The 26,828-nt window shown below is 36.4% G+C and carries 27 protein-coding genes; 8 read left to right on the top strand and 19 right to left on the bottom strand.

The window, feature by feature from the left end; translation table 11 throughout:
• Positions 1-64: 64 nt before the first annotated feature.
• Positions 65-391, top strand: coding sequence for a hypothetical protein (locus QF028_RS07590; RefSeq protein ID WP_429464691.1), 327 nt, complete (start codon positions 65-67; stop codon positions 389-391).
• A gap of 201 nt (positions 392-592) precedes the next feature.
• Here QF028_RS07590 and QF028_RS07585 read toward each other — a convergent pair whose 3' ends face one another.
• From QF028_RS07585 to QF028_RS07560, 6 genes are all read right to left on the bottom strand, one after another.
• On the bottom strand, positions 593-1,558 hold the full coding sequence (locus tag QF028_RS07585; protein ID WP_429464690.1) for a hypothetical protein: 966 nt from the start codon (positions 1,556-1,558) through the stop codon (positions 593-595).
• Positions 1,551-3,362: a hypothetical protein gene (locus QF028_RS07580; protein WP_429464689.1), complete on the bottom strand. Its 1,812-nt coding sequence runs from the start codon at positions 3,360-3,362 to the stop codon at positions 1,551-1,553. Before QF028_RS07580 ends, QF028_RS07585 begins: the two co-directional genes overlap by 8 nt.
• A gap of 19 nt (positions 3,363-3,381) precedes the next feature.
• The gene (locus tag QF028_RS07575) at positions 3,382-6,222 is read right to left on the bottom strand and encodes a hypothetical protein (protein ID WP_429464688.1); all 2,841 of its coding nucleotides are present in this window, start codon (positions 6,220-6,222) and stop codon (positions 3,382-3,384) included.
• On the bottom strand, positions 6,216-7,589 hold the full coding sequence (locus QF028_RS07570; protein WP_429464687.1) for a hypothetical protein: 1,374 nt from the start codon (positions 7,587-7,589) through the stop codon (positions 6,216-6,218). Before QF028_RS07570 ends, QF028_RS07575 begins: the two co-directional genes overlap by 7 nt.
• A gap of 1,745 nt (positions 7,590-9,334) precedes the next feature.
• A complete protein-coding gene (locus tag QF028_RS07565) occupies positions 9,335-10,219 on the bottom strand; it encodes a cysteine desulfurase family protein (protein WP_429464686.1) in 885 nt (294 codons plus the stop codon).
• 36 nt (positions 10,220-10,255) lie between these two features.
• Positions 10,256-10,990 (bottom strand): gamma-glutamyl-gamma-aminobutyrate hydrolase family protein, encoded by a 735-nt coding sequence (locus tag QF028_RS07560; protein ID WP_429464685.1) that lies wholly within the window; start codon positions 10,988-10,990, stop codon positions 10,256-10,258.
• 161 nt (positions 10,991-11,151) lie between these two features.
• On the opposite strand from QF028_RS07560, the gene QF028_RS07555 reads away from it, so the two are divergent.
• From QF028_RS07555 to QF028_RS07545, 3 genes are all read left to right on the top strand, one after another.
• Positions 11,152-11,289 carry a hypothetical protein gene (locus tag QF028_RS07555; RefSeq protein WP_168244534.1) on the top strand — a complete coding sequence of 46 codons (138 nt, stop codon included), beginning with the start codon at positions 11,152-11,154 and terminating at the stop codon, positions 11,287-11,289.
• Between the two features lie 173 nt (positions 11,290-11,462).
• Positions 11,463-12,383 carry a DMT family transporter gene (locus QF028_RS07550; RefSeq protein WP_429464684.1) on the top strand — a complete coding sequence of 307 codons (921 nt, stop codon included), beginning with the start codon at positions 11,463-11,465 and terminating at the stop codon, positions 12,381-12,383.
• Between the two features lie 139 nt (positions 12,384-12,522).
• Positions 12,523-12,759 carry a hypothetical protein gene (locus QF028_RS07545; RefSeq protein WP_088088439.1) on the top strand — a complete coding sequence of 79 codons (237 nt, stop codon included), beginning with the start codon at positions 12,523-12,525 and terminating at the stop codon, positions 12,757-12,759.
• A 60-nt stretch (positions 12,760-12,819) separates the two neighbouring features.
• Here QF028_RS07545 and QF028_RS07540 read toward each other — a convergent pair whose 3' ends face one another.
• Positions 12,820-13,074, bottom strand: a complete 255-nt coding sequence (locus tag QF028_RS07540; RefSeq protein ID WP_429464683.1) for a DUF1292 domain-containing protein — start codon at positions 13,072-13,074, stop codon at positions 12,820-12,822.
• 179 nt (positions 13,075-13,253) lie between these two features.
• Here QF028_RS07540 and QF028_RS07535 point away from each other — a divergent pair, with 179 nt between their 5' ends.
• Positions 13,254-13,595 (top strand): hypothetical protein, encoded by a 342-nt coding sequence (locus QF028_RS07535; protein WP_374103881.1) that lies wholly within the window; start codon positions 13,254-13,256, stop codon positions 13,593-13,595.
• A 229-nt stretch (positions 13,596-13,824) separates the two neighbouring features.
• Here QF028_RS07535 and QF028_RS07530 read toward each other — a convergent pair whose 3' ends face one another.
• A complete protein-coding gene (locus tag QF028_RS07530; RefSeq protein WP_429464682.1) occupies positions 13,825-14,328 on the bottom strand; it encodes a hypothetical protein in 504 nt (167 codons plus the stop codon).
• Between the two features lie 204 nt (positions 14,329-14,532).
• Between QF028_RS07530 and QF028_RS07525 the strand changes: the two genes are divergently transcribed.
• Positions 14,533-15,828 (top strand): MFS transporter, encoded by a 1,296-nt coding sequence (locus tag QF028_RS07525; protein WP_429464681.1) that lies wholly within the window; start codon positions 14,533-14,535, stop codon positions 15,826-15,828.
• Positions 15,829-16,016: 188 nt separating this feature from the next.
• Positions 16,017-17,114, top strand: coding sequence for a 3-phosphoserine/phosphohydroxythreonine transaminase (serC, locus tag QF028_RS07520; RefSeq protein WP_429464680.1), 1,098 nt, complete (start codon positions 16,017-16,019; stop codon positions 17,112-17,114).
• A gap of 119 nt (positions 17,115-17,233) precedes the next feature.
• Here serC and QF028_RS07515 read toward each other — a convergent pair whose 3' ends face one another.
• The 8 genes from QF028_RS07515 to QF028_RS07480 form a co-directional block, all read right to left on the bottom strand.
• Entirely contained in the window at positions 17,234-18,400 is a 1,167-nt protein-coding gene (locus tag QF028_RS07515) for a pyridoxal-phosphate-dependent aminotransferase family protein (protein WP_429464679.1), read from the bottom strand.
• Positions 18,401-18,698: 298 nt separating this feature from the next.
• Positions 18,699-19,700: an LLM class flavin-dependent oxidoreductase gene (locus QF028_RS07510; protein ID WP_429464678.1), complete on the bottom strand. Its 1,002-nt coding sequence runs from the start codon at positions 19,698-19,700 to the stop codon at positions 18,699-18,701.
• A 202-nt stretch (positions 19,701-19,902) separates the two neighbouring features.
• On the bottom strand, positions 19,903-20,349 hold the full coding sequence (locus QF028_RS07505) for an SgcJ/EcaC family oxidoreductase (protein WP_429464677.1): 447 nt from the start codon (positions 20,347-20,349) through the stop codon (positions 19,903-19,905).
• 140 nt (positions 20,350-20,489) lie between these two features.
• Positions 20,490-21,590, bottom strand: coding sequence for an FAD-dependent monooxygenase (locus QF028_RS07500; RefSeq protein ID WP_429464676.1), 1,101 nt, complete (start codon positions 21,588-21,590; stop codon positions 20,490-20,492).
• A 159-nt stretch (positions 21,591-21,749) separates the two neighbouring features.
• Positions 21,750-22,922 (bottom strand): DUF3800 domain-containing protein, encoded by a 1,173-nt coding sequence (locus tag QF028_RS07495; protein ID WP_429464675.1) that lies wholly within the window; start codon positions 22,920-22,922, stop codon positions 21,750-21,752.
• A gap of 101 nt (positions 22,923-23,023) precedes the next feature.
• Positions 23,024-23,689 carry a carbonate dehydratase gene (locus tag QF028_RS07490; RefSeq protein WP_429464674.1) on the bottom strand — a complete coding sequence of 222 codons (666 nt, stop codon included), beginning with the start codon at positions 23,687-23,689 and terminating at the stop codon, positions 23,024-23,026.
• A 130-nt stretch (positions 23,690-23,819) separates the two neighbouring features.
• A complete protein-coding gene (locus tag QF028_RS07485) occupies positions 23,820-24,479 on the bottom strand; it encodes a PspA/IM30 family protein (RefSeq protein ID WP_429464673.1) in 660 nt (219 codons plus the stop codon).
• A gap of 22 nt (positions 24,480-24,501) precedes the next feature.
• Complete coding sequence (locus QF028_RS07480; protein ID WP_429464672.1) at positions 24,502-24,849, bottom strand: flagellar basal body rod protein; 348 nt, start codon at positions 24,847-24,849, stop codon at positions 24,502-24,504.
• Between the two features lie 375 nt (positions 24,850-25,224).
• On the opposite strand from QF028_RS07480, the gene QF028_RS07475 reads away from it, so the two are divergent.
• Complete coding sequence (locus QF028_RS07475) at positions 25,225-25,815, top strand: guanylate kinase (protein ID WP_215004154.1); 591 nt, start codon at positions 25,225-25,227, stop codon at positions 25,813-25,815.
• Positions 25,816-25,867: 52 nt separating this feature from the next.
• On the opposite strand, the gene QF028_RS07470 is transcribed toward QF028_RS07475, so the two are convergent.
• The 3 genes from QF028_RS07470 to QF028_RS07460 form a co-directional block, all read right to left on the bottom strand.
• Positions 25,868-26,314 carry a redoxin domain-containing protein gene (locus tag QF028_RS07470; protein WP_410885689.1) on the bottom strand — a complete coding sequence of 149 codons (447 nt, stop codon included), beginning with the start codon at positions 26,312-26,314 and terminating at the stop codon, positions 25,868-25,870.
• 81 nt (positions 26,315-26,395) lie between these two features.
• Entirely contained in the window at positions 26,396-26,542 is a 147-nt protein-coding gene (locus QF028_RS07465) for a hypothetical protein (RefSeq protein WP_410885473.1), read from the bottom strand.
• A gap of 44 nt (positions 26,543-26,586) precedes the next feature.
• Complete coding sequence (locus QF028_RS07460) at positions 26,587-26,721, bottom strand: hypothetical protein (RefSeq protein WP_282599543.1); 135 nt, start codon at positions 26,719-26,721, stop codon at positions 26,587-26,589.
• Between the last annotated feature and the right edge of the window lie 107 nt (positions 26,722-26,828).

Raw genomic sequence — 26,828 nt, 5'->3', positions numbered from 1 at the left:
TAATAAATAAAAAGAATACTGGGCTCCTACTGAATCTTCCTATGAAAGGTTGTGTTACAAATTCATGATTAATAGACTTAACATGAAAATTATAGTTATTAATAGAACTGGCGAAGAAAATTTTTTTATAGGAAATCCAGAACAAGTAAGGGCTTATGTAGAAGATTTTTTCGAGGAAGTTTATGGATTTAGACTTTACCTTCAGGTAGAGGTTGATAATGGGGAATTCCATCTTTTATTAAACAGTGCAAACAAGTTAAATACTGAACAGAAAAAAGTGGTTGACAAAATATACTGTTATGGCAAATTACTAGAGAATCAATCAAGAATAAATAAAAGGCATACGGATAATCTCGAAAAGGCTTTATTTCTCCATTTCGATTATAAATGACTTGCATACGACATCATTCTGTTAAAGTAACAAAAAGAACCGTTAATGTTTTTAGCATTGACGGTTTAATACCGAAGCATTTAAGCGAGGATAGGCGGCAGCGTAATTATTTTCATAAACGGTCACGAACCCTGAATGTTTGCGAAATCGTATATTTGGTTCTTATATTTTTATTACAACAAAAACTTAACCTGATTTTATTCAGTCCTCCAATATTTTGGAAGGCAAACTTCGCATTCTATCTCTTAACTTTTTCCCTTTAGCATTACTATCTTCAATTTCTGGAATTTCATTTTGTTTAACAACATCAATAGCATCAAGGATACCATTCCATAGTCCTTGTTCATTTTCATTACCATCATTTTCATATACAACATCAGTTTCTTCAAAAATTGTTTCGTGATCGTCATCAGCATTAATGGTGGTAATAATCGAGTTATAAGCTTTTAATACACCCAACATATCGTATTTATTTTTCTTGTAAGACTCAATATCCATCATAGCAGCAGTGTTGTCGAATTCAATGTCGGATACAATTATGTTTTCTAAGTAAAGAGCCATTTCCTCTATTTTTTGAAAGTGGTGTTTACGCATAAACTGCTCATAAACCTGAGCTCTTGCACTGTGTTGTAGGCTTTTTTTCTTTGTCTTAATTAACTCCTTTTTAACGATTTTCAATTGTTCCTCAAAACTATCTTTAATTGTTTCTTTTTTTCTTTTTAATTCTATATTTTCCTGATTCAAAATTGCGTATTTTTCACCGACTTCAACAAGCTTGCCAACAATTTTTTGATAAGATTCGTGATCCTTTTCGCGAATTGAATCAAGAGTAATTAAAGCTTCTTCTAGCTTCTTTGGGGTATTATTCTTTTTCATAAACTGTTTTACATTTAATGGCGTGTAAAAAGGCATATCACTATCAACAGCATGTCTGTGCACTTGCTTTTTGGCTCTATTTAAGGCCTCCTTATTATAATCCTCAAGGTAAGCCTTTATATCTGCGTTTCTGGTAAAATGCTGATAATTGGCAGGCATTTTCATTTCAACTGTCATATATTTTGCTATTTTACTAGGGCTTAGAGTTGTAAATTGATTTTTGTACTTAGCTTTGTATGCTTCAATGCATCCCATTAATGTTGTTGTTTCATAAGCTAAAGGTCTACTCATTTATCTGCTCCAATATTAGCTTTTTTTCGATTGACAAATACTCATGGACCTTTTGTTGAATGTTAATATGTGTTCGTATTAATTCGGAATCCTCATTTAATGTGTTTTTGTAGCTTTTTAAAAGATTTCCAAAGTAGAATCCATCCTCTTGAAGGCCGGTTTCTAATTCTTCTTTCATTCTATCAAGTTTTTCTCTATATTTTGTTGGATCGCCCTCAAAAAAATCACAACTTTCACACTCTCCATTGTTAGCTTCTATACAATGAGTTATATCGTCTTTAAAAAATTTGTCTGAGTAACAGTGGCCCCCATCAACTTCTTTAAATCTTCCTTCCTTTTTCATTTTATATATTGTTCTAATTTTTTCATCTTCCCTACTAGGTGTATCAAACCAAAGTTGAGCCTCATCAACGTTAATGCTTCTTAGTTCTTGATACTTGTAGTATGTTATACACTTAACAAGTTGGTCTAAATGGCCAAAGTAATGGAACGTGGTATTCATGTCTTCATGACCCGTAAAGTCCCGAACCAAAATTGGACTGACATCGCTCATAACCATGTTAATTATTGCCATATGGCGAGTGTCTCCAAGGTTTATTTTCATTATTTCAGAAGGTTTTAAGAGGGCTTCCTTTTCCCCTAAAATCACCTTTTCTTTTGACAAATTAGGACGGTTATTATAAATAATTTGTAACCCCATTTTTTTTTGCAGGACTTTAGCATAAAAATTTATTAATATGGATGATAACGTAGTTCTAGTGAATATAATTGGTGTATCCCCATGATCCCCATGGTTTGCTTTAGCAGCACCCCGATTCGATACAGGAAGCGTAGAAAGAAACGCCTCGTAAGAAAGAAGGAATTTCGATTCCCCATACTTTTCCACCAATTGTTGATAATCTTTAATTAACAATGCAATTTCATTCGATACAGGATACTCAAATAAGCTGTAATCTCCATCTATTGTATGTGTTTTGATTTTTTTCTGACCCTTTTGCCCCTTCAAGTTGCTCCGCCGAATACTTAAAATATATTCGCCCCTGTCATCTTCATTTATACAGTCATATGGTATTAAGCAGAATTCTCTAGGTCTTTGTGGTAGGACGTTCGTTATTTTCCACCATAAATACAAAGGGTAGAAGTACAACTTTTCTTCGTTTGTTGCACTATGTTTCCAAAAATCTTTGAATAATCTATCGAAATAGAAATAAGATTGAAATTCTGCCAATGTCCTTCGTTGTAATTTTTTTTCTTTTGTCATTGAATGGTCTTCCAAATAGTGTTCATAATGGAATTCCCATTCCTCTTTAAAATCATCTATATCATTTATTGGAAGGAATTCAAATAATTCCAACAAGGGTACAAATGTAGATGCAGGTTTTTTAGCGTTAATCATCTCGGATATTTTATCAGTTTTTTTTGGATTGAAATATTCTGTGCTTACAATTACACTCTTCAATACGTTTAGTATTCTTTGCAAATGCATTATACTTGTGCTAATAAGTTTAAAGACAAAAAAAGCCTTTACACAATTGATTAATTGCTCAAAATCAACCATATCTCTTTTATATTTGCTTATTTGTTTTTGATACAAAACCTCTGAAAAATTAAAATTCAGAGTTGGGCTATCTACTTGATTTGTTAGTTCCCAAATCAAATCATCGAAAGAGTTATTTAAAATAACCCCTTTATCCTTGAAATCATTAAACTCCTTTTTTGCTTTATCTATCCAGTCGGAATCGTATTCTATAAACTCAGTTGTATAAATACCTTCCGTATTGGTTTTTCTTTGTACAAGTAGCATAATCCACCGCCTTAATTTGTCATCTTTTACAATGAGGGTTTTCTGGTTCGTCTGTGAAATCGAGATATTTATTAACCTCCCATGATTTAAATCCATAAACTTCTAATAGAGTTTGTTTAATATCATCCAAAATGGGTTCATACACTTGTTCATAAATCTTTTCGTGTTTCATTTGTTCTGCAAGAGTTTTGCTATCTTCTACTCTCTTTATACGTTCTCTCAATTTCTGACCTAACAAGTACATGGTATGTTTTAAGTAAATTTCTTGTCCACATCCAATACATGTCTTTCTTTGAAGGTGAATACATCCAATGCCTTTTGCTACTGCTATACAGTTAAGATTCTTTTCCTTTGCTGGAGCAGTACCACAAGCAATTCTATCAATAAAAAAATGAATGGCTCTTATATCCCGTTCACCGTTTACTGTGTAATAATTGATGATTCCCTCTACATCCTTTCTTGCTTTTGTAAATGTATCATCATACGTTTGAACCCAATTATCTAAATCATATGGAGAGTCTGAGTAAGGTATAATTTCTTCCATAAGGCTAGTTTGGTTTGTGGGAGGGAGATGTTTTACATTGTCTTCTCCAATTATTGTTTTCAAGAGAAGATAAGGCACAAAACTTAGAACCCCACGTTCAAATAACTCTCTAAACAAAATATCTGACTCTGTTAGTTTCCCAAAATATTGAAGATATACAGAAGTAATATTGGACACTTTGCCTCTAGCAAATTTGTGGCTTCTGGCAATACTTGCAATAATATAACCACTACCCATTTTTATTTGATCCCCTTTTTTAGCAATTAAACTTAAATAAGTAATATTAGCCGCTGAGGATGAAAATACGCCACTTTCACCTATTTGTGATAACACGCTACCAAAGAACTTTTCCTGTTCAAGTACGGTTCTTGCTGATGTTGTAATTAAGCGACTATTAGCTTTTTTATTTTTTCTTCTATGCGATTCGCATAGACCCAGCAGCATGCCTAGCCTGGGTACAATGCTAGTAGGTACCTCCCAAACCAATCCAGGCGGATTATGCTTTTCCGTTTTAGTCGGTTTCGGATAAAGAAAGTCAACCTTCATTTTCACATCTTTTACTATTTGTGAAGCCATGTTCTCAGTGATTTTTCCCTCCCTCGCCAATGATATATATATATCCGGGGCCATTTCTTTATTTGTTGATTCATCAATTGGCAATAACGGGAAAGGTACATTATTTAAAACATCTTTGCTTCTCCATCCACAAATAAAATGAATTAAACAGTATAGCCAAACAGAAGCAGAAGCTCTTCTAGTACAAGCCTTTTCTAAATAGTCCTCATACCACTCGTGTGTATCATTTAGTAATAATAATCCAAAGTTGAAAAATTGCTCTTCTGTGTAGTATTTCACAAATTTATCCTTATTGTTATGTTTATTGTTGTTTATATTGGCGTTGAATAAATAGTCCTTTTTATATGTTGTTTTATATTTTTTTTTAATATCATTAAGAAAACGGCAAAACTCCTCAATAGTCCTTTTGCTAGTCTTATTAGAGTAAAGAATATCAATAAGCACATTTATTTCTTCATCGTTATGTTTCATTAATTCTTTTTCAAGCGTTAAAAATAAGTCATAAATTGTTTTAACCACTTGGAATGAAGGTCGTCTCTTTATATTAAATCGTTTTAAAGTGTAATCATAAAAATTATTAATTGTATTTGGAACTACATGACCTTTATTTTTTTCCACATAGGAAATAAACTTGTATTTTGCACCACTACCTTGTTTACCTTGATGGAAATCTACTAAATAATTTAATTTTAGTTTTATATATTCTTTGGCTTCTTGTATTTTATGTAGTTTAACTAGCCAACCGTATGTCCTAAAAGGTGTTGTTTCAGTATCAATGGGCTCGAAATCTGTTTCTTCGATATCTACAAACCTTTTTATAGCTACGTAATTGGATGATACTTTTTCTTTTACAATGTCAAGACCTAGTTCCTCCATAACATTAGCAACAATCTCTATTAACGGTACTGTTTTTGCTCGAAATTCTTGCCATTTTTCAACATCTTCTTTTAAAATGTAAGTTGTGAATTTATTTATTTCTCCATATTTAATGTGTGTACCAGGAAATAGATTTTTTTCTTTTGCATATTTTCTCATTGTGTTTCCTTCAAAACCTAATAGTTTACCAGCATCCTCACAGTTTAGATATAATTCGGATTCATGTTTTTGTTTTTCAACAAGCTCCTCCACAATGTCCAAATGGTAATATAAAGTATTACCGATAAAGTCAATTACCTTTTTTCCTTTTATTTCGGGTATATGATTTTTCACCTTGCGAATTGTCCAATCAACATTATGTTTATCTAATAGTTCGCGTTGTATATCCTTATTGGTCAGATAGACATTCCCAAGACTATTCTTGAATTCTGCCACTTCTTCTTTAGAAAACCAAAAAACGGACTTCATATACACTTTAGGCCTTATCATCTTTATTAAATTCAACCAATTTTCCCTTGTCTTTTCGTTTCTTGTGTAATTTTGATTCGAAACATTGAAATTAGCCACTGAGACACCGAGCATTTGATACAATTCTCGAGAAGAAATCAACTCTATTTCGCCTTTTATATGCTTGGCTTGATTTATATGAAAGAACTCCATAATTTTATATGATTTAGCATCAAACAGGACATCCTCTCCTTTTGTTTCAAAAGGAAAATCAAGTGCCTTACACACACTTACAATATAATTCATAAACCTTTGATGTAAGGCTTTACCTCCCATAGTTGTCCTCTTTTTAGGAGGTATGTATTTATTGTACAAGTTTTTTACATCTTCTACTGTATAAGGAAGATTTGTCACCAAAAGTTACTCCCCTCTTCTAACTCATGTTCCTGTTTCATATGGACCCGATTTAATATATCATCAATCAGACACTTATTCGCTTCTGCATAAATCTTCTTTAACTCTGATTTATCACGTAAATAAGTCCAGGAGGACTCCTCAGAACTATCTCCACGCCATTCCATTAGTTCAAATAACCCTTCACCATTCAGAACTAATTGAACTGAAAAATAGTGCCTCAACGAGTGGGTTGATAGTTCGAATGTTTCAAGAAGTTGAGCATAACTTCTTAATTCACTATCAGGAGAATCTCGAAGCTCTTCCACTAAATGGACATGTACAAGTTTTTTGAACTTATCTCGAAAGTCTTTACTGGTCATGGCTTTTCCTTGTTCATTAACGAACATTGGGTAGAAACCTTTCTCAATCTTTTTTTTCTTTAAACGTTCTAAATGTCGATCATAATATTGTTTGAATGTTCGCATAAAATTAGGATAAACTTTTTGATTACGTAACTTCTTAATTCCACCTACGTAGACCCAGTCCGATCTCATGTTTTTTGGATTTTCAAGATCAATTGAAAAGTACCTAAATTCACCATAACCATTTTTACTATAGGAAACACCGCCATCTAAATGTTGTCTAACATTACATATTTCCGAAGCTCTTAAACCACAAAAAGCTCCAAAACAAATAGCCAAAGCGATGTCTTGATATTTTGGGTGTTCAGCACACATTCTTAGAAGTATTTGGAAGACTTTGTTTGGAATATCTCTAAGAAGAGGTTTCTTTTCAATATAAGAGCTTATACTGATAGGTTCAAATGCTGTATTAACCGTTACATAATATATCCCGTCAGGAGTTGTACGCTGTATTTGCTCAAGCATTTTCACTTTGTAGATATGATGTGCTTCCTTTTTACGGGTGTCTTGTATCCACTGATAGAATTTGGCTATTTCAATAACTGCTCTTTCTACAGAATCACCACCTTTTGTTTTCCCATTACCTATATCTCCATCTGCGTAAGCTTGTAAAAACCAATTCCCATAGTCTAATTTGATGTCCTTGATATCGGTAATACCAAATGTGGGATACATATCAATAAGCACATAATTTAAGAACATACATATAAGGGAACCTCTTTTTCTTAATGTAGACGCTTTTCTTGTATCGATATTTTTGCCTTTTAAGAAACGGAGGTACCTACTATAAGGTGTTGGTTCAACAAAGGCACCCGAACAATGTTTTAAATAAATAAATATATGTTCCTTTATAAATCCGCCTTCATACATTATTTTATGAGTTCTAAGACCAAACCTAAATTGCTTTAGCGTTCTAGCAGTTGCTTCTATGTTTTCTTTAGGGAAATCCACTACTTTTTTCGGCAAATCCAATTTCTCCTCCAGCATTCCTGTTATTAAGCAAGAAATATGTTGAATTTTTTTATGGTGATACCAGATAATCGAAAATTTGATCATCATCTAATGAGGATCGATAAATCAGTAAAATTATTAAAGAAATTTATAAATTGCGTTAACACTTTACTCCAATCCATAAATCTACCTCGTTATTTCCCTTCTATTCTCGAGATTGCATATTCATTTTCTATTCATACTTTCCAAGACTTTTTCGATACTTATATAAAAAATACAACAAAACTATCAAGTAAATCAAGGTTTTTTATTAAATTTATTATTTTTCTCCATTCACTATTATGCATTAAAATGCAATGCTTTGCATTGCAAAGCATTGCAACCTTTACTTTATTTGTATGTAAAATAAATAATCTTATCGGTTCTGAGAACAGCAAAAAAATGGGAGAAAGAAATTCAATCTATATTAGATTAAGTAACTATTAAAAAACCCTAGAGAAAAGATTTATGTCTCTCTAGATTGTTGCGATTGGAACCATACTGCCTTTATGATAAAAGCGTTTTCAAATAAGATATGCTTGTTTTGTAACTGATTATTGGGGGGGCATTGTGGCTAATAAGTTTATTACTTTTGAAAAAGCTAAAACCGAAATAAAGAGACTGTAATACTTTGTCAATTTAGTTGAAGGTACGAACCAATTAACTTAGAACAAGAAATCATCAAAGAATATGCCAAACCAATTAGTATTAGCGAAGTTTCGAGAAGGTTAAATGTAAATTATGAAAAAGTAGTGGATGTAATAACTAGCAGGGGTAAAGATGAACTTCATAAACTGGTTAGATCAGGATACATGAAGAAAACCAAACATAGTCGAACTTAAATAACGCCTTCAATTGATATTTCTGATTCCTCTTTATCCTCCAATATAGCAAGAAGGGTTTTATTAAATTGATATATGAATCCCTGGATCGTATAGTCTGCACTCCTTGTCACTAAATAACCTCCTTCATAATTACGCGTAATTTCAACATATTTTTCTACTTGTTCCATATTATAGTATAAAAGATTTATACTTATATAAACATATAAAAATATCATACATTTATTCGGCTTCAGTTTAGGAGTACAAATTTACAATTAACAGATGAAACCTAAACTAAAATAACATAAGAATTCTCACGTTAATTGAACTAAGTGTGTTGATCAGGAAAATGCCCAACTTTTTTGTCAACAACATCTATAACCTTAAAGAGAGAGGGCTGATAACCAACCCTCTCTCTTTTTTACAGCTTTATGAAACATTAAAGAACAAAAATCTGCATCGATGTTTGGTATCCTTCTTATTTGAACTCTTCAGAACACTCATTTTTCAATATTTAATTAAGATTTAAGACCTAAGATAGGTCCTTTTTTAAAACTTCTTATTTAGATGTTGGCATAATTTTGATATAACAAAACCCCTTAATATATGCTTTTTATTCTCCAACACTTTATTATTTTAAAAGAATATTCATCCTCAACTATATTTAAATAGTTAAATATTTCGAAAAAGACTTTATGATTGAAATTTAAAAATTTAATTTTCACGAAGGGATAAAAATAAATTTTACACACAAAACCGAATATACGTTTGGCAGAATATTCTTATTATCATATTTTTTTGTTTGTATAGAAATTAATAACACAATACTAATTTTTGCTTGATAGATTAATAGATTATCCCATTTAGAATGTAACCATTGAATTGTGTTTTATACGTTCATTCCTTGGGCAGACGTTCCTCTGGGTGCCCATTCAATACTACCTGGTCTCCAAATGCATCCTGTAATTGCTGCCAAAAATAGTCGGTCAATTCTTTTAAGCCAAGAGTTCCTACTTCTTGTTTAGCAATTTGACAAGCCATTCCTAATCCCACTGCAAGTAAAGTATTTTCCGTGCCGGCACGCAGTCCAAACTCATGCCCAGCCCCGTGTATAAGTGGTTCCAGTTGGATTCCCTCTCGCATAAAGAGCGCTCCAATTCCTTTCGGAGCATAGAGCTTATGGCCGGCAATCGTGAGCATATCTACCTTCAAATCATCCACATTTACCAGGACTTTTCCAACCGATTGAGAAGCATCCGTATGAAAAGCTATCCCATGCTCTTTAGCTATATCCCCGATCGCTTGGATTGGTTGTAAGGTACCTGTTTCATTATTGGAATGCATAATCGAAATCAGGATCGTCCCCTTGGTAATTGCCTTTTCTATTTCTTCTAGTGTAACTTTCCCAGTCCGATCCACGTCTACATATGTGACCTTTGCCCCAATTTGTTCGAGGAATTTGCATGGATTTATAATCGCAGGATGTTCAATTTTAGAAGTAATGATATGGTTTCCTTTATGCCGATTTTTAAAATAAAAACCTTTTAATGCAAGGTTATTGGCTTCGCTGCCCCCACTTGTGAAAATAATTTCTCTAGGGGAACATCCAATTAACTCAGCAACCTGTTTTCGGGCACTATGTAATAATTCTTTTACAGGTCTCCCCGCCCAATGTAAGGCGGATGGATTCCCATAAAAATCATCTAGCAACGGTTTCATGGCCTCTACTACTTCAGGAGCCATAGGTGTACTGGCATTGTAATCAAGATAAATTTTTTCCATCGATTGATTCCTTCCCTTCCACTTCTAAACCGATGATTAAACCATGACCTTTGCACTGTTTTTAATAAATTCTAAGAACAAATTATTCATCTCAGCGTTTGTACTTGCCATGGATTCAGGATGCCACTGAACCCCCACCGTAAATGTGGTTGGATGGCGATACTCTACTGCTTCCACGATTCCATCGGATGATTGTGCAACGATACGAAGATCCTTGGCTACCTCACCGATTGCTTGATGGTGAAGACTATTGACCCGGACTCGATCAGATCCAGATCCTACTATTTCAAACAATCTACTATTTTTGGAGATGGTCACCCAATGTGTATCTTGACTCCTATCAATCTTCTGAGAGTGTTGGATTGGTTCAATGACTTGACTCGGGATATCCTGAATTAAGGTTCCTCCCAGAGCGACATTCAAAATTTGCACACCTCTGCAAATCGCAAGAAGGGGAATATCGTTCTCGAGCGCATATTTCACAATCGCGATCTCTGCCAAGTCCCGCTCTGGTGTAGTTGGACCTAAGTGGTGATGTGGATCCTGATTGAAAAGTTTAGGATCGACGTCCTCTCCCCCGCTTAGGATAATTCCATCACATAAACCAAGCGTTTCTAAAGAAATTTCGGGATTAATATATGGAAGGATAATAGGAATCCCACCATTGGCGGCAACACTTTTATGGTAATCATGGTGCACATAAACACCTTCCATATAGTCGTTATGTTTAACATAGGCACCCGTTATGCCGATAATTGGTTTTCTGTTCATCTTTCTTCCCCCTATGACTTTGACACTAATATTGATATCTTAACACAATAATTTTTCAATACAGCACTGAAAAAATTTACATAATCTTAAAATGAACTTCATATATTAATCTGTATTGCAAATATACAATAATATTAACATGATCAAAGGATGGAGATACTATGGAGCATGTTCTTTACAATGGAAAGAAATATATTATCCTTTATACTTACGATTCTGGATACTGCGAGATTAAAGAAATAGAAAGTGTTCATAATGTACAATTGGTTCATTTATCAGAATTAAAAAATCTAACTTAAAAGATAAAGTTGGAAAAGGAAAAACTCCTTAACCAACTTTTTTCATGCTTAAAAAGTGTGTATGATTTTTTTAATTGATTAAATAATTAAAATATTTTATTAAAATTTATTTCGAAATCCGAAAAAGATGTTAAAATCTATTTATTAAATTGAAATAGATTGTAGGGGATTGGATGAACAAGAATAAGAAGCTATGGCTGATTTATGGGATGTTATTTTTTGCCACGGCTACATGGGGAAGTGCGTTTCTTGCTGGTAAAGTCGCCGTAAAAGACTTTGAACCAGCAACCGTTGCTTTTTTACGTTTTTTGGGGGCTGCTATTCTATTGTTTCCGCTTATGTGGTTGATGGAAAAAAATCGAAAGAGGCCAACTCTCAAAGATTATGGATTATTTGCCGTACTTGGATTAACAGGCATTGCAATTTATAATATTTGTTTTTTTATGGCTACCAAACATGCACCGGTTATTAAGAGTTCCTTATTTATTGCCTCAAACCCAGTACTGATTGTCCTTTTATCAGGATTATTTTTAAAAGAAACAATCACCAAAAACCATGTGATTGGAATGGTGATTGCCCTAACTGGGGTTACCTTCATTATTACCGATGGTCACCTACTCTCACTGTTCCAATACGGTTTTGAGACGATCGACTTTGTTTTACTAGGTGCGGTAATAAGCTGGGCATTGTACAGTGTGGTTGGTAAAGTCGTTTTAAAAAAATTCAGCGCAGTGGAATCCACTACTTATGCTGTTGCTTTTGGTACCATATTTTTATTTCCGTTCGCATATGCGGAAACATCCTGGCACGATGTACAAAACGCTAGTGTTTCAACCTGGATCGCCATTTCGCATATGAGCATATTTGTAACAGTTGTTTCATTTATCATGTACTATTACGGCATAAAAGAGGTTGGTGCTGCAAAGGCTTCTATCTTTATTAATGTGATGCCGTTATCAGCTGTCTTGATGGCTACCTTTTTTTTAGGTGAGACCTTTACATTGGCTCAAGGAATAGGTGCAGCCTTTGTTTTAACTGGAGTATATATTGGAACAAATACGAAACTATTTAAAAGAAAATTACAAGCGGCATAGCTTAAAGGTCAAAACGGCAGTGATTTAGCTAATCACCGCAGCTTTCTTTCCTGATGAAATTTAAACCTGCGCATCAAAAAGATAAATGCATATTTCTCTACTTTTTTTCAAATTATATGAAAAAAAGGTGGTTATATAAATGAGTAATTGGCATCTCATTTTGTCTGGTATTGCATTGTTAGTGTTGATTGGCGGTTTAATTTTTACGTTAGGGACTGGAAGAATGGTCAGTACTAGATCAAGTGAATTTGATACGCAAATCAATGAAAAAACTCAAAGACATCCTTATTTACTGAATCCAGTGTTTCTTGTTTGGATTATCGCAATTGCAGCTATCATTATTTATATCATCTATCTTGGCTTTAATTACTATTGATAAAAAAAACGCAGCGAAAGGACCCCCTATTATCTGGGGTACCTTTCGTTGCGTTATGTTTTATTCTGCCGGAGCATGTTCCACGGCGATTTGGTATGCAGCCAATATCGCTTCACTCTCGGAAGGGTTATTAATACCCACTAAGTCTTGGTTACCTTCCTCACCCTCAATTTTCATTACGATGGTTTCATCCTCTGCATTTAGTAGAGCATAGGATTCATCCTTCATATCAAACAAGGCTTCAACAGCAAATTCTTTAAGATTCCCCTGGTCATCTTCAATCGTTATATAATCACGTGGTTCATCATGATTCATCGTCCCTCACCTCAACAAAAGTAATCAGAAATATTGTTCCCTTACCCACAAAAAAGTTCAGTGGAAAAATATTGTTAATACCATTAAATACTCGATTGGAAATTGGGAAAAGTAATATAACAAGCTTTTATAAGGGGACTATTATGACAGACAAAATTATTGAGGCAGTCTCACCGCAGATGCAACAAGAAATCGATCGAATGGTTAATGGCATGACTTTTACGAAAAATTTTCGTTCGGCCACGGCTGAAGAGTGGTATCTTTTTTTGCCTGGATATCAAGATCCTCGAACAGGAGGAGCCGCTGGGAAAGCTATTGTCCATTATGATCTTTACGGTAATCGAGACATTTTTATTAATACCACGGTGATAATTGACGATCCTGCTCTATTTCAACCAGATGTCCACCCTCTTGTCTATGCGGTCGCAGACGAGGTGGTAAATAAACTCGTTGGGTACGCGGATACTCTGCTGTCGGTTCATGCCGGTGAAAATTCCTATGATGCAGAGTATAAACAGTAATACTTTGACTTTGATAAAAAAGGAAATAAGGACTAGGTAAAAAACATATTGGCGAACCCACTCTCTCTTTTTTCATGTGTTCGGTCGCTTAGACGCCCTATTGGCGATCCTTCTCTCTCTTTCTTCCTGTGTTCGGTCGCTTAGACTTCTTTCTCTTTTCACATAATCTTAATGGTTTGTTTGTATTATCATTGAATTTTTTTGAAAGGTGAAATGGGTGTAAGTGCGTTTACCAAGAACACTGGTACAACAAATAGTGGGTTTCAAAATTGAAGTGTTTAATGAGGGCGGCTAATAAGGCTTGGGTCTCTGCAATTTCCCTGTAATAATAAGAATCATAAGAGAGGTTACCAAAAAAACAACCAGGTCTTGTTGGTAAAATATTACAAGGAGAGTCCTTTTCCTTTAGAACTTGAAGACATAAGTTATTTAGGTCCAGCAAATTTTCCTTTGTGACTTCTTGTGTGAAAAGAGGGTCATCTTCCCCATTATGGAGTGTTTCGACAAACCAATTGTGGATTTGGTTGGCCTTTCGCCAATACGCAACTTCTTCATAAATACTCGACCATGAGGAATCATATTCCTTAAAATGCTTAATATGCGGCTTTAGCTTTTCATAGATTTCATCCTGATCTGCTTTATGCTTACTCATTTGTGCACTTGCTAAAACGATTTCATCATAGTCCATTCCAGTGATCTTAGGTAAAGAAACTAAATACATATCAAGTCCCATGTTCTAACTCCTTTTTCTAATTTATTAGCTGTAAACATATAGTTATACAACCACTATTATCCTATCATAAATAAACTCCATCACCGCCTACTTCATATGAACAAATATTGAAATTTTCGACATTTTTCAATATAAACTGCTATTTTTCTTTGATAAAATAAAAATCAAATGAAGAAGGGTTTGTCCTTCAGAAAGAGGTTTCGTGTGGCACATAACCCGGTCGATTCAAAACCAGATTGGTTGAAGAGTTACATAAATTCACCAGAAAAGCAGGAAAAGTTATATCGACGGACATTACTGATCGTTGTCATGTCACAGATTTTCGGTGGGGCTGGACTTGCTGCTGGAATTACGGTTGGCGCACTTCTTGCCCAAGATATGTTAGGGACGGATAGTTATGCAGGGATTCCAGCAGCGTTGTTAACGTTGGGTTCTGCTGGGGCAGCGTTGCTTATCGGTCGAGTCTCACAACGTTTCGGCCGCCGTATAGGACTTGCGGGAGGATTCTTGACTGGTGGGATCGGTGCGATTGGAGTGATCGTTTCCGCCCTCACAAGTAATATCTTTCTTCTTTTTGCCTCGCTTCTGGTCTATGGTGCAGGCTCAGCTTCAAACTTACAAGCCCGCTATGCCGGAACCGACTTAGCAAAACCTACACAGCGAGCAACATCCATCAGCATTGCCATGGTATCAACCACATTCGGCGCTGTTGCGGGACCGAATTTGGTCGATGTAATGGGCCGATTTGCCACGTCAATTGGTGTCCCTGCTCTAGCCGGTCCATTCATTCTTGGCGCGGTTGCCTTTATCCTTGCTGGTTTAGTCCTATTAGCTTTCCTGCGCCCAGATCCTCTGATGGTTGCAGAAGCGATTGCAGTTGATCAACAAATGCATAGAAGTAATCCCTTAGAGAAGCAATCTAGTAATCTAGCTATCAATAAACGAGGAATCGTAGTTGCTGCGACCATCATGGTTTTAACTCAAATTGTCATGACATCCATCATGACAATGACACCCGTATACATGAAACATCATGGACATGGTCTGGGAGAAGTCGGAATGGTAATCGGCTTCCATATAGGTGCCATGTACCTTCCCTCACTAGTAACAGGGATTCTCGTGGATAAGATAGGCCGAACTACAATGGCCATCGCTTCCGGTGCCACGCTCCTTGCAGCTGGTATTCTTGCTGGCAGTGCACCTGCTGATTCCATGCTGGTTCTTATTATTGCACTCGTTTTGCTTGGGCTTGGCTGGAACTTTGGGTTAATTAGCGGCACGGCACTGATTGTCGATTCAACATCCCCCTCTAACCGGGCCAAAACACAGGGAACGGTAGATGTTTTAATTGCTTTGGCTGGGGCATCCGGGGGAGCGCTTTCCGGGATGGTGGTTGCACAAACGAGTTATGCTGGACTCTCATTTGCTGGAGGGATCCTTTCCTTACTGCTGATCCCAGTCGTGATCTGGTCTCGTAGTAATCAGAGAATGACTGAATAAATCTAGAGTTTTTGACAAAAAGTATAGGGAAAAGGAAACCTGTCTCTTGGGTCGTCAGTGGCCATCCTTTTCCCTTTTTGATTTCTTTTAATAAAAAAAGCAAAATTTTTACGGTTTCGCAATTAAATTTATTTTCGGAATTTTATAAGTATGTTATAGTCATAGAAAAGAAAAATGGAGTGATAAAAATGAAACTGCAAGTCCAACGCGCTTATAATTTTAATGCAGGCCCTTCCGCGTTACCTATTTCCGTCTTAGAAAAAGCTCAAGCAGAACTGATTGATTTTCGAGGTACAGGTATGTCAGTCATGGAGCTTAGCCATCGAAGCAAAGCTTATGAAGAAGTACATAATCAAGCGATTGACAGCTTGAAGGAACTGCTGTCTATTCCTGATACTTATGAAGTACTCTTCTTGCAAGGCGGAGCAAGTCTTCAGTTTTCAATGATTCCGATGAGTTTTTTACAATCTGGAAAAAAAGCCGGATATGTAATGACAGGCTCTTGGTCAGAGAAAGCATTCACGGAGGCAAAACTATTTGGTGATGTTTATCATGCGGCTTCCACGAAAGAAGGCAACTACCGCAGCATCCCAACGCTTGATCAATTACAGTACGATCCAGCGGACGCTTATTTACATCTAACTTCCAACAATACCATTTATGGTACCCAATGGAAGAACTTCCCAGACACTGGCGATGTTCCTTTAATCGCAGACATGTCGAGTGATATTCTGTCTAAGCCGATTGATGTCAGCAAGTTTGCGTTAATTTATGCTGGTGCCCAGAAAAACCTTGGTCCTTCAGGCGTAACGGTTGTGATTATTCGCAAGGATTTGCTTGAACAAGCAAACACAAATATCCCAACAATGTTAAAGTACAGCACGCATTCTAAAAATAATTCATTGTATAACACACCGCCAACCTTCGGCATTTATATGCTGGGTGAGGTCTTAAACTGGGCTCGTGAGTTAGGTGGTTTATCTGCGATTGCTGAGCTTAATGATAAAAAAGCGAATCTGATTTACGAAACAATTGATACAAGTAATGGTTTTTACATTGGCCATGCTGAACCGGACAGTCGTTCTCTCATGAACCTTACTTTTAACTTAGCATCGAAAGACCTAGAAAAGAAATTCCTCGAGCAAGCGAAACAAGAAGGCTTTGTTGGCGTAAACGGTCATCGCTCGATCGGCGGATGTCGTGTATCAGCTTATAATGCTGTTCCAGTTGAGGCATGTAAGGCATTCAAAGAGTTTATGATTCAATTCCAAGCAGAAAATAGCTAATGAAAAAATCACCCTCTTTATTTATTAGAGGGTGATTTTTTTAGTTAATCGGGCTTTATAAACGCTCTTACTTACCTTGGTCGTGATTTTCCCAGTCAAACAGGCTTTATAAACGAACACTAAATGCGAATAGCCACTTGCTTTTTAAAGCAATCGACAGCTTTCTCTGAATCAACCGGATATCCCAGCTCATTCATCGTTTCTCCGATCAAAACGACCGCATCTTCGAGCATTTGTTCCGTCGTATTTCCCATATGTCCAATCCGGAACGCCTTTCCTGCCAAATGGGCTAGTGCTCCAGCTACAATCACTCCTTTTTTTGCAAGTGAAGAACGGAAAGCAGCATCCTCCATTCCATCAGGATAAAGAATACAACTAAGTGTGGCAGCAGCGACTTCTTCATTTGCTAACGCCTTCATCCCGTATACGGCAAGGGCCGATCTAACCGCTTTTCCGAATGCAGTATGGCGCTGGTATCTTCGTATCATCCCCTCTTCCAATACCAATCTCATCCCTTCGTCATAGGCATAGATAAGATTTACTGGAGGTGTGGCGAAGTACTTTCCTGGATCGTTCATAATCGGAATCCAATTATAGATATCACAATAATAAGCAGGAACACGTTCAATTTTGGCACGTGCAGCTAGAGCTGTTTGGTTAAAGGCAACGATGGCTAGACCAGGCGGCACTCCAATTGCTTTTTGTGAACCTGTTAAAATGACATCGATTTTTCCATCAGACCCATGATATTGCCTACTCATATCTTCTTCCATTGCGGCAGTCGCACAAACACCATCGAGAATGACGAGTGCTCCATGTTTTTTAATAATCGGCACAAGTGCGTCTAAATTGGCAGCTACTCCTGTCGACGTATCTGCGTGGGTAATTGTAACCGCCTTAAAATTGCCATTCACTAATTTCGCTTCGACAACACTTGGAGATACCTGAGTACCCCATTCTGCCTGGAGTACTTCTACTTCAATACCAAATGCTTTTCCTAATTTAATGAAACGATCACCGAAATAACCGTGACTGATCACTAAAAGTTTTTCCCCAGCGGCAACTGTATTGACAAGCGCCATTTCCATAGCTATGGTTCCAGAGCCGGAAATAACAAACACTTCACCATCTGCTTTCAGCATTTCCCTTGTTTTCTCGATCGCATTTTTGTAGATAGCGACAAATCTCGTGTCTGTGTGTCCCCTAGTGTCCTGTGCAATAGCATCATAAATTGAATCAACTACCGGCGTTGGCCCGGGTATAAGCAGCATCTCTTGATTACGCATTTTCCCATCCCCCTAATTAGCAAACTGTTTCTCCATAAATATATTTCTGTACTCATCTATTTAAACCTTTATCTCAATTTTGACTAATTGGTGAATTTTCTCAAAAAGGACAAAGCCATTAATCGAGGGCACTAACCTGTTCTGATTCATTTTGGAATTCTCCATCGCGTTATTTTTATTGATTATAGAAAGGGGAGCAAACGAATTCAATAAAGCTGTAACAAAAACTCCCACGAATTCGTGGCAACGAAAAAGACCAGAGAGAGATCCATTGTCTCTTCTGGTCCTTTTCGTTTGGTTAGTGGCCGTCGACTACTTCTTTTAATATTTCATACGAACGTTTTTGTTTCTCAGTGTCATAAATATACGATACGGCCATGAGTTCATCGACATTATAATAGTCCTGGAACTTAGTCAACTGTTGGCGGACTGTTTCCTTGCTGCCTATCAACGTCACACTTTGCTTCGATGCCGCCATTTCTTTTTCCATTGGGTTCCATAGCTCATCCAAGTTTTCAACAGGTGGTTGTAGTGGATTTTGTGTACCACGTACAACATTTAGGAAAAACTGCTGCATCGTTGTCGATAAAAATTGTGCCTCCTCATCCGTTTCGGCCGCAATAACATTTAAACAAACCATCATATAGGGTTTATCCAAATATTCAGAAGGCTGGAAACGACTCCGATAGATTGAGATTGCTTCTTCCATATATCTTGGTGCAAAGTGGGACGCAAATACATAAGGAAGACCCAAGCTTGCCGCTAAATACGCTGAATCAGTGGAAGAACCGAGTATATAAATCGGAATATTCGTGTCAACGCCAGGATAGGCTTTCACATAGCTTTGCTGCTCTGCTGGGCCAAAATAAGTAAGTAAGGCTTGGACATCATTTGGGAAAGTATAAACTGGATCATTTTTCGATCGTCTTAGCGCGCTTGCCGTCATCATATCTGTTCCAGGTGCACGGCCTAGACCGAGGTCCACACGATTTGGGTAAATCGTGGCCATAGTACCGAATTGTTCAGCCACTACTAGCGGGGAGTGATTCGGCAGCATGATCCCTCCAGACCCTACTTTAATCGTATTTGTATGTTCCAAAACATGTTTAATTAAAATTGATGTCGCTGAACTGACAAGGGTAGCTGTATTATGATGTTCTGCGATCCAATAGCGTTGATAGCCCATTTTCTCGACCGCTTGCGCAAGTTCGACCATTGCCTCAATCGCTTGGCTGGGACTCTGCCCCTTCCGGATCGGAGCTAAATTCAAAAGAGATACAGGTAAATTAATTGTTGCCATTTTTATAATTCCTTTCCCTATATAGATTACTACTATAGTAACAATAGGAAGGCAGAAATCAAAAATTAATGCTTAACAGGAAAAGGGTGTCAGGCACCATGTGAAAAATTCACATGGTGCCTGACACCCTTTTCTTTCCGAAACTTTATTTTAGTAATTATAAAAAATGACATTTATGAACTAAGTATCAGAACAAGCAGCTTTATTTTATTAACTCTCTCAGCTCTGCAGTCATTTTTTCCACTAACTCTGGTCTGCCATGAAACTGGGCCGGAGTATTTTGAAACAACTGAATACGCCAATCCCCGTTTCTTTTTACAACTACAAGCGTATGATGTGTGTTTACATTAGGGTTAAGATCTGATTGCTTTGGCGGAACCATTCCAGCTATTGCGCGCAAAATAGCGATCTCTGAACCTAGAAAACGTACATCCTTCACTTTACTTACAAATCGTGCCGTAGGATGGTGTTCAAAAATTGGCTGTAGGTGTGAAAATATTTCTTGTCTGCCAATGGATTGACTTCCATCAAATCCGATACTCTCGCCATCATCCGTAAATAATTTTGCCATCCCCTCTGCACTGCGTTCATTCCACGCATCCAAAAGCTTTTTATAAACTGCTTGTACTTCTTTAGAATCAGAATTCATGATAATTTAATAACTCCTCTCATGGCTTTGATATTATCGTAAAACAATCCATTCCTTCTTTTCAACTTTGAGGTCAGGCTCTCACAAATAAAAAAGGACCTTCTCCCACTCCATTAAAGATGTAGGTGAAGGTCTATTATTTAATTTAGAGCAAACTGAGCAAATTTTTCCGAAAATGACGCTTCTTGTTGTATTTGCATTTCTTGTTGTACTTTGATTTCAGTTTTTCTACTCACTTCAAATGTTTTTAATCTCTGTGCTGTAATGTTTTTATCCATAAGGGCTTCGGTTAAGATCGGCGCTAACACATGCGCGTCCTTCATTCCACAATTAATCCCGATTGCACCAGTTGGAGTCATCGTATGAGCGGCATCCCCAATAATAATTAATCCGTCCTTTACCCATGTTTCAGAACGAGAGCTTTGCACCTTTAAGGGAACAAAGTTATTCCATGTATGAAGATGCTCTAATACCAGCTCTTTCAATTCTGGAAAACTTTCGATCAATGGTTCAAGAAATGGCTGTAACGGTTGCTTTCTTAATGAAGGAAAAGATCCTTCTTCAATATTCCAGCCAATTTGAATGAATCCTCCCGTCTGTGTGAACAAGGCAAGCTGATGTCCATTGACATGCACCATTCTTGTTGTTGGCTCCCATCCTGCAGGAGCGGGAATTTTGGCCCACAATACGTCATATCCATGCGTCATCTCGATCGTTGGTATCTTTGCCAGCTTTCTGACTGTCGAATAGCGGCCATCTGCACCAACGACAACCGAGCTTGTGATCATTATTTCTTGACCGTCCCTTATCGCTTTTACACCAGTATAAACTCCATGCTCATCCTGCATTAACTCCGTTACTTTTGTGTTATAAAGAAGAAGGTAGTTTTTATATTGTTCTGATTCTTGGTTGATTGCACTCAGTAAATGAACTTGAGGAACATGAATTCCTACGTGATCCTCATCGGTTGAAGGGATAATTGTTTGAACGATATGTTTGCCAGCAAAGAATTCAACTTTTTTCATTTTAAGTATGCCTAGCTCTTCTATCTTTTCAAACAATTGATGTGCTTTCAAAATGGCTTCTGTTTCAGAATTTATATGTTCTCCTCTAAATTTCCTGTTAACTCCAGAAGCTCGTTCTAAGATAATAGTTGATACACCGGTTTTGGCTAAAAGAAACCCTAGTAATGTCCCTGCTGGTCCGCCACCCACAATACAAACATCTGCCTGTAGCTTCATTTTATCCACCTTCTGGTTATATTTATTATTGAAAAAAATTATTTTCAAAAGTTTTCTTATAAGAATAAAAGTTAATTATAGAATAACAAATTTGTCGTATTCAGTCAATCTAAAAAAGGTCAGTCCCGCCAACTATGGATGTTGTGGGGGACTGACCCTTTATTCAGTAACCGCTAATTTTTCCAAATCAATAATTTTTTTAAGATATTCATATTCGTTGTTTTCGAGAATATCAATTTCATTATTGGTGGCAAGTAGAACTTGATTTCGACACTTAGATATTCTTTGAATCATCGGGTGTATGGTTAGGCTCGATAAATTAACAAAATCATATAAGTCTGTTAAACAAACTGGCAGTTTGTATCCCTTATTGCTGCTGGCAATTAACAACCCGCTATCACGAAGCTTGGAAACGATGTTCGATCTAAAGTAATGGTGATTTATTTTGTTCACTCGGATGGCATTTAGATTATCTAAAATTTCTTGAGTATAGACATATTCATTAGGATTTTCTCTTAGATTAAATAACAGGAACTTGAGTAAATCTATCCTAATTTTTTCATCCGCATCTTCACTCTTTTTATTCTTCTCAAGATATTGAAGGGTTAAATTAACTGATTGTTTAAAAATAACCTCATCAAATTGAGAGTCCTGATTCCTTGATATGTAATCATGTAAATAGTTTTTATAGTTTTGCGGCCATAAATTAATGGCGATGATTTTCTTTTTGATGATTTTATGAAAAAGCGGATAATGTTCCGAGTACTGGGTTTGATCATAACCTTTTGCAATCGTCCCAGCGATAAAATTAGCCAGTTGAAGAAGTAATTCAGATTTACTGTGATTAAATCCGAAGATGGAATAATTAAATAAATCTGGAACACTTTTTTCTTTAATATAGGTTTTAAATTCAGACATGAATTCTTTCGTTCCTTGTTCCACCAACACAAGATCCAGTTGGTCAAACGTTCGATTTAGGTCATCATAGATTAACCGATTCATAAATTTAATAAACGTCTTTTCAAATGTGATACCGCTATCTTCTCTAATTTTTCTCTTATCGACGACATATGCATATATATTGAACGGTAAATCTTTCAGTTCATTTAATAGTTGAATTCTTAGATGAGGGTTATCCATTTTATCAGTATGCATTTCGTCGGTTTGAAAGTATTTTTGTCTCACCTTTTCAACTTCCTGTTCTAACAATTCTTTATTAGACTCTTTTGCTAGAATAGAAACGATAATAAAGTGGGTCGAGACATCTTTATTTTCAAAATCAAAACTATAATCACCAGATTCATCAATAAACGCAAATTGGATATCCTTCATTCTCCCACCTCACCCAAAAATTCTTTCTTTAGGTACTTATTTCAACAAAATATGATCTAAAACCTTCAAAAAGTTAATTTTCCCCTTATTAAATTCATTGATTAGCACGTTAAACCGCAAGTACAGCGATTTTTTCCAAAAACAAACGAATAAGCAGATGGAAATTCTTGATTCACCCGCTGGACCTCAAGGGCAAACTCCTGTTCATTTTTAGGAACATTTGATAAGGAATCGGCTTTTTTCTGATTATCAATATGAGCGCCTGGTGGAACAAAGCTTCCAGGCCTTAGCGTTACTCCACCAGTAACAACTGCCCCTGAGGCGATGAAACTTCCTTCTCCGACCTGGGCATGATAAACAATTGACTTAAAACCGATAAATACCTTTTTATCAATCTGACAGGGACCATGAATCAATGAACCATGTGCACAGGATACCTCATCGCCGATATAGACTGAATATTTCCTATTATTAACCTCTACATGTTTGTTTTTTAAACCATGAAGGATTACTCCGTCCTGCAAATTACTGTTGCTTCCGATAAAGAAAGGCGTTCCTTCATCTGCGCGAATACTGACGAAGGGACCGACATACGTATTATTCCGAATCGTAACGTCGCCGACAATATAGGTGAACGGGCTTAAAAATGCCGTTTTATTTATTTTTGGAAAAATTGGTGTGGGATTTACGGAAGTTACCGGATTCGAACCTACAAAGTAACTATAAATATTAAAAGGACCATTTAAATTATTGGGATTATGCCACAAAATAAATTCCCCTTTCAAATAACGGGATTTTTAATTATTCATACTACATATACGTAGGTTTCCTGAATAAATACCTTTTTTCATGGTCCAAATAAAAGACAGTGATTCCTAAATCACTGCCCTTTTAGCATTATTCTTTTGTTAGGTTTACAGGATTATCATCCTGTTCACTTTTTTCTTTTTCTAACTGCTCTATCCGTGCATCAATTGTACTTTGGAAGTAGGAATGGTTCACCTTGTGTTCTAATCGTTCCAGATAGTTTTCAATATCCTTAAACTTTGATGAAAATTGGTCCGAATATGAATTTGACTCTGATACCTGATTTATTTTAATATTAGCCCGTGTTACATTTTCCCGACCCATTAATTCCATCCGGCGAAGATGCATATCCTTTAACTTTTGCTTCATTTCTTCATGCTTTCTTTCTAATTCACGTAACTGCTCAATTACTTGTGCAAGAGATGCATTTAGACGTTGGGCCCGTTCTGAATACTGTTGATGCTCAGCTGAAGCAAATTGATATAGCTCTGTTTCTCCAGCTTTTAAAGCAATCTCGGCTTGGTACTTTCTTTTTTCTGCCCGCTCTGTAGCTTGATGATATTCTCTTGTAAATTCTGCCTTTAAGCTAGATTGACGTTCGATAAGCTTGCCAACCTTCTCCGTCTCCTGCTCACATTGGCGAAGGTATTGATTGAGCAAATCAATCGGATTTTGTTTTTCTTTGTGTTGACGAGTTTCATTCAAATCAGCAATAATGAGATCTTTAATTTTCGTTAATAAGTTTGCCATTGTTCACTTTTCCCCTTTTAAATTAATATTTTTTTAATTCATTCCATTGTTTATCAAAATTTACAAATGGATCGGATTCCTTGTTCACAGGCGGCTTATTGTTTTTATTCCACAGTTTATAAACAAGGAACAGTACATAAGCTGCTCCGACTCCGATGAGTGCTGGAATATGGTGGATGGTTGCTGAAAGGACAATTAAGCCGATGATGACTAACCCAATTTTCCAACCTGTGGATTCCGCCTTCAAAAATTGTTTATAGATGAAGTAAAGAATCGCTAGACTTACAAGTAACGCTACCATCGGACCAATTGTTTTGAGTAATATAAAAGCTGCAAGGCCACCTGCTAAAAGTAAACCAAATTTTTTCATGTTAATATCCTCCTTTGTTTCACTCATCTGAAATTTCCCAGTGATTCTCCCCTCTGTCGACACCTGTTGCTCGCCAGTTGGTAGGTTTCTTTATCTTGTTTTCATCTTACCTTTTTTCAAACTGTTTCATAATTGCGCTTGAGCTTGATTTTTCTCTCAGACTTAAGACGTAGATGCTATCGGACTGCTTAGTATTGAATATATTTAAGGAACAACGCTTTTCACTAATAAAAATCAGAAAGGTCAAACTTTCTATTTGCTATCTATCTGTTATAATTAAATTATCCCAATTCAACCATTTTATGGTGTAATACTAAAAAGCATTTGCCTTCAGGTAGATTCTTTTTTATATAATCCATTTTCAGGAGGTTATCTATGTATAAAATCAAAAATAAAGAAAAGCTATTCATTTACACAGGACCAGATGGTTCAGGGAGAAAAACGGTTGCCAAAATGGTTGCGACCGCGTTTGATATGGAAACTGTTCTCTCTTACACGACTCGTTCCCCTCGTCATTACGAACAAAATGGGGAAGACTACCATTTTATTACCGATGAAACATTCAAAAAAATGAAAGAGAAACAGGAATTTCTTGAATGTGTCGAAATCGATGGAATTCACTATGGCATTCGCGAAGAGGATATTGTTAAGGCATTCGAGTCCCATAACCTTGTCTACCTAACGTTAAATCCTGAAGGTACCGAAAAATTAAAACAGATGTATGGGGAACGTGTCATGCGCTTTTTCATCTATGCCGACCGTGATACGGTGATTGAGAGACAAAAGGAACGCAAAGATAATGATCAAGATATAGCCCGCCATATGGCCCATTATGATGAAACAATGAACTATAAAAACAACTGTGAACATGCCTTTGAAAATTATGATTTGCCTCAAGTTTCCTATCAAATCAGTGAAGTCATTGAAGGCTTCCTTGAAAGAGGTTTCATTGTTACCGATTATTAATTAGAAAAAAAAGTGTCAGGCACCGAATGGGTGCCTGACACTTTGTGTAAATTTACTGGTTTGTTAACTTTTCAAGTTCATTAAACACCGCTTCATAATCTTCTTTTTTATCAGCTTTAAATGAGGTGTTTATGTAGGTTATCATGCCAGTTTTATCCACCACAAAGACTGAACGAATCGCCGTTCCGCCTTTTTCGTTAAGTACATAGTAACTTTTTACCGTTTGTTTAAACCAATCTGATAATAAAGGATATGGCAGAGTTCCCATACTCGCTGCAAAAACTCTATGGGAGTGGATATGATCCACACTAATAGCTAGTACTTCAGCATCTAATTGCTCGAATCGTTTGTAATCCTCTTTCCAAGAGGATATTTCCTTAATTCAGCCGGGTGTAAAATCCATTCCATAAAAGGCAACAACTATGTTTTTCTTCCCTCGATAATCAGTTAAGGCAATCTTTTCTTTTGTCGTCGCCGTTAATGAAAAGTCTGGGGCCATCTCGCCAATATTCAATGACGCTTCCAAGATCTATTCCTCCTTTCTGTCTAACTAAGAAATTCCGTTCATTACCCTCATAAATTATTTACCTTTATTGCTAGCTGGGTCCTGAATTGGAACATGCTTTGGTCTTTTTGGATAGGAAGCCTTCCCTTCATCTGGACCTGTAAGGTCATTTCTCTGGTCAAGAACTTTCCCAGTATATTCAATTGGATTATTCTTTGGCATTGTCTCACCTCCAAGTTAAAGGAGCGATGCACTATGATCGTCCGTTAGCTCTTCTTGTTTTGAAATTTTAATTTCTGCTCTGCCTCACTCATGTTTGGATTACTTCTGGGTTGACTTTTGCTTAACGCCTTCTTTAATTCAATATTGGCATCATCATCCGTATTATACTTCTGGTCCATACTTCTCCCTCCTTTTTGTTACTTATTATGAACCTTATTAGTGGGTTCATTCGTTTGTTATTTTTTACATTACGGAAAAAGCTTCGTTTTAGATAATCCCTTCTAAT

It is taken from the genome of Neobacillus sp. B4I6 (assembly GCF_050434045.1).
Lineage (GTDB): Bacteria > Bacillota > Bacilli > Bacillales > Cytobacillaceae > Neobacillus.
The sequence above is the reverse complement of the archived record's forward strand: the minus strand, read 5'-3'. Positions and strand labels throughout refer to the sequence as shown.

Coding starts and splice junctions, on each gene's coding strand:
- QF028_RS07590 (WP_429464691.1), top strand. CDS start 65: ATGATTAATAGACTTAACATGAAAATTATAGTTATTAATAGAACTGGC.
- QF028_RS07585 (WP_429464690.1), bottom strand. CDS start 1,558: ATGAGTAGACCTTTAGCTTATGAAACAACAACATTAATGGGATGCATT.
- QF028_RS07580 (WP_429464689.1), bottom strand. CDS start 3,362: ATGCTACTTGTACAAAGAAAAACCAATACGGAAGGTATTTATACAACT.
- QF028_RS07565 (WP_429464686.1), bottom strand. CDS start 10,219: ATGGAAAAAATTTATCTTGATTACAATGCCAGTACACCTATGGCTCCT.
- QF028_RS07560 (WP_429464685.1), bottom strand. CDS start 10,990: ATGAACAGAAAACCAATTATCGGCATAACGGGTGCCTATGTTAAACAT.
- QF028_RS07555 (WP_168244534.1), top strand. CDS start 11,152: ATGGAGCATGTTCTTTACAATGGAAAGAAATATATTATCCTTTATACT.
- QF028_RS07550 (WP_429464684.1), top strand. CDS start 11,463: ATGAACAAGAATAAGAAGCTATGGCTGATTTATGGGATGTTATTTTTT.
- QF028_RS07545 (WP_088088439.1), top strand. CDS start 12,523: ATGAGTAATTGGCATCTCATTTTGTCTGGTATTGCATTGTTAGTGTTG.
- QF028_RS07540 (WP_429464683.1), bottom strand. CDS start 13,074: ATGAATCATGATGAACCACGTGATTATATAACGATTGAAGATGACCAG.
- QF028_RS07535 (WP_374103881.1), top strand. CDS start 13,254: ATGCAACAAGAAATCGATCGAATGGTTAATGGCATGACTTTTACGAAA.
- QF028_RS07530 (WP_429464682.1), bottom strand. CDS start 14,328: ATGGGACTTGATATGTATTTAGTTTCTTTACCTAAGATCACTGGAATG.
- serC (WP_429464680.1), top strand. CDS start 16,017: ATGAAACTGCAAGTCCAACGCGCTTATAATTTTAATGCAGGCCCTTCC.
- QF028_RS07515 (WP_429464679.1), bottom strand. CDS start 18,400: ATGCGTAATCAAGAGATGCTGCTTATACCCGGGCCAACGCCGGTAGTT.
- QF028_RS07510 (WP_429464678.1), bottom strand. CDS start 19,700: ATGGCAACAATTAATTTACCTGTATCTCTTTTGAATTTAGCTCCGATC.
- QF028_RS07505 (WP_429464677.1), bottom strand. CDS start 20,349: ATGAATTCTGATTCTAAAGAAGTACAAGCAGTTTATAAAAAGCTTTTG.
- QF028_RS07500 (WP_429464676.1), bottom strand. CDS start 21,590: ATGAAGCTACAGGCAGATGTTTGTATTGTGGGTGGCGGACCAGCAGGG.
- QF028_RS07495 (WP_429464675.1), bottom strand. CDS start 22,922: ATGAAGGATATCCAATTTGCGTTTATTGATGAATCTGGTGATTATAGT.
- QF028_RS07485 (WP_429464673.1), bottom strand. CDS start 24,479: ATGGCAAACTTATTAACGAAAATTAAAGATCTCATTATTGCTGATTTG.
- QF028_RS07480 (WP_429464672.1), bottom strand. CDS start 24,849: ATGAAAAAATTTGGTTTACTTTTAGCAGGTGGCCTTGCAGCTTTTATA.
- QF028_RS07475 (WP_215004154.1), top strand. CDS start 25,225: ATGTATAAAATCAAAAATAAAGAAAAGCTATTCATTTACACAGGACCA.
- QF028_RS07465 (WP_410885473.1), bottom strand. CDS start 26,542: ATGCCAAAGAATAATCCAATTGAATATACTGGGAAAGTTCTTGACCAG.
- QF028_RS07460 (WP_282599543.1), bottom strand. CDS start 26,721: ATGGACCAGAAGTATAATACGGATGATGATGCCAATATTGAATTAAAG.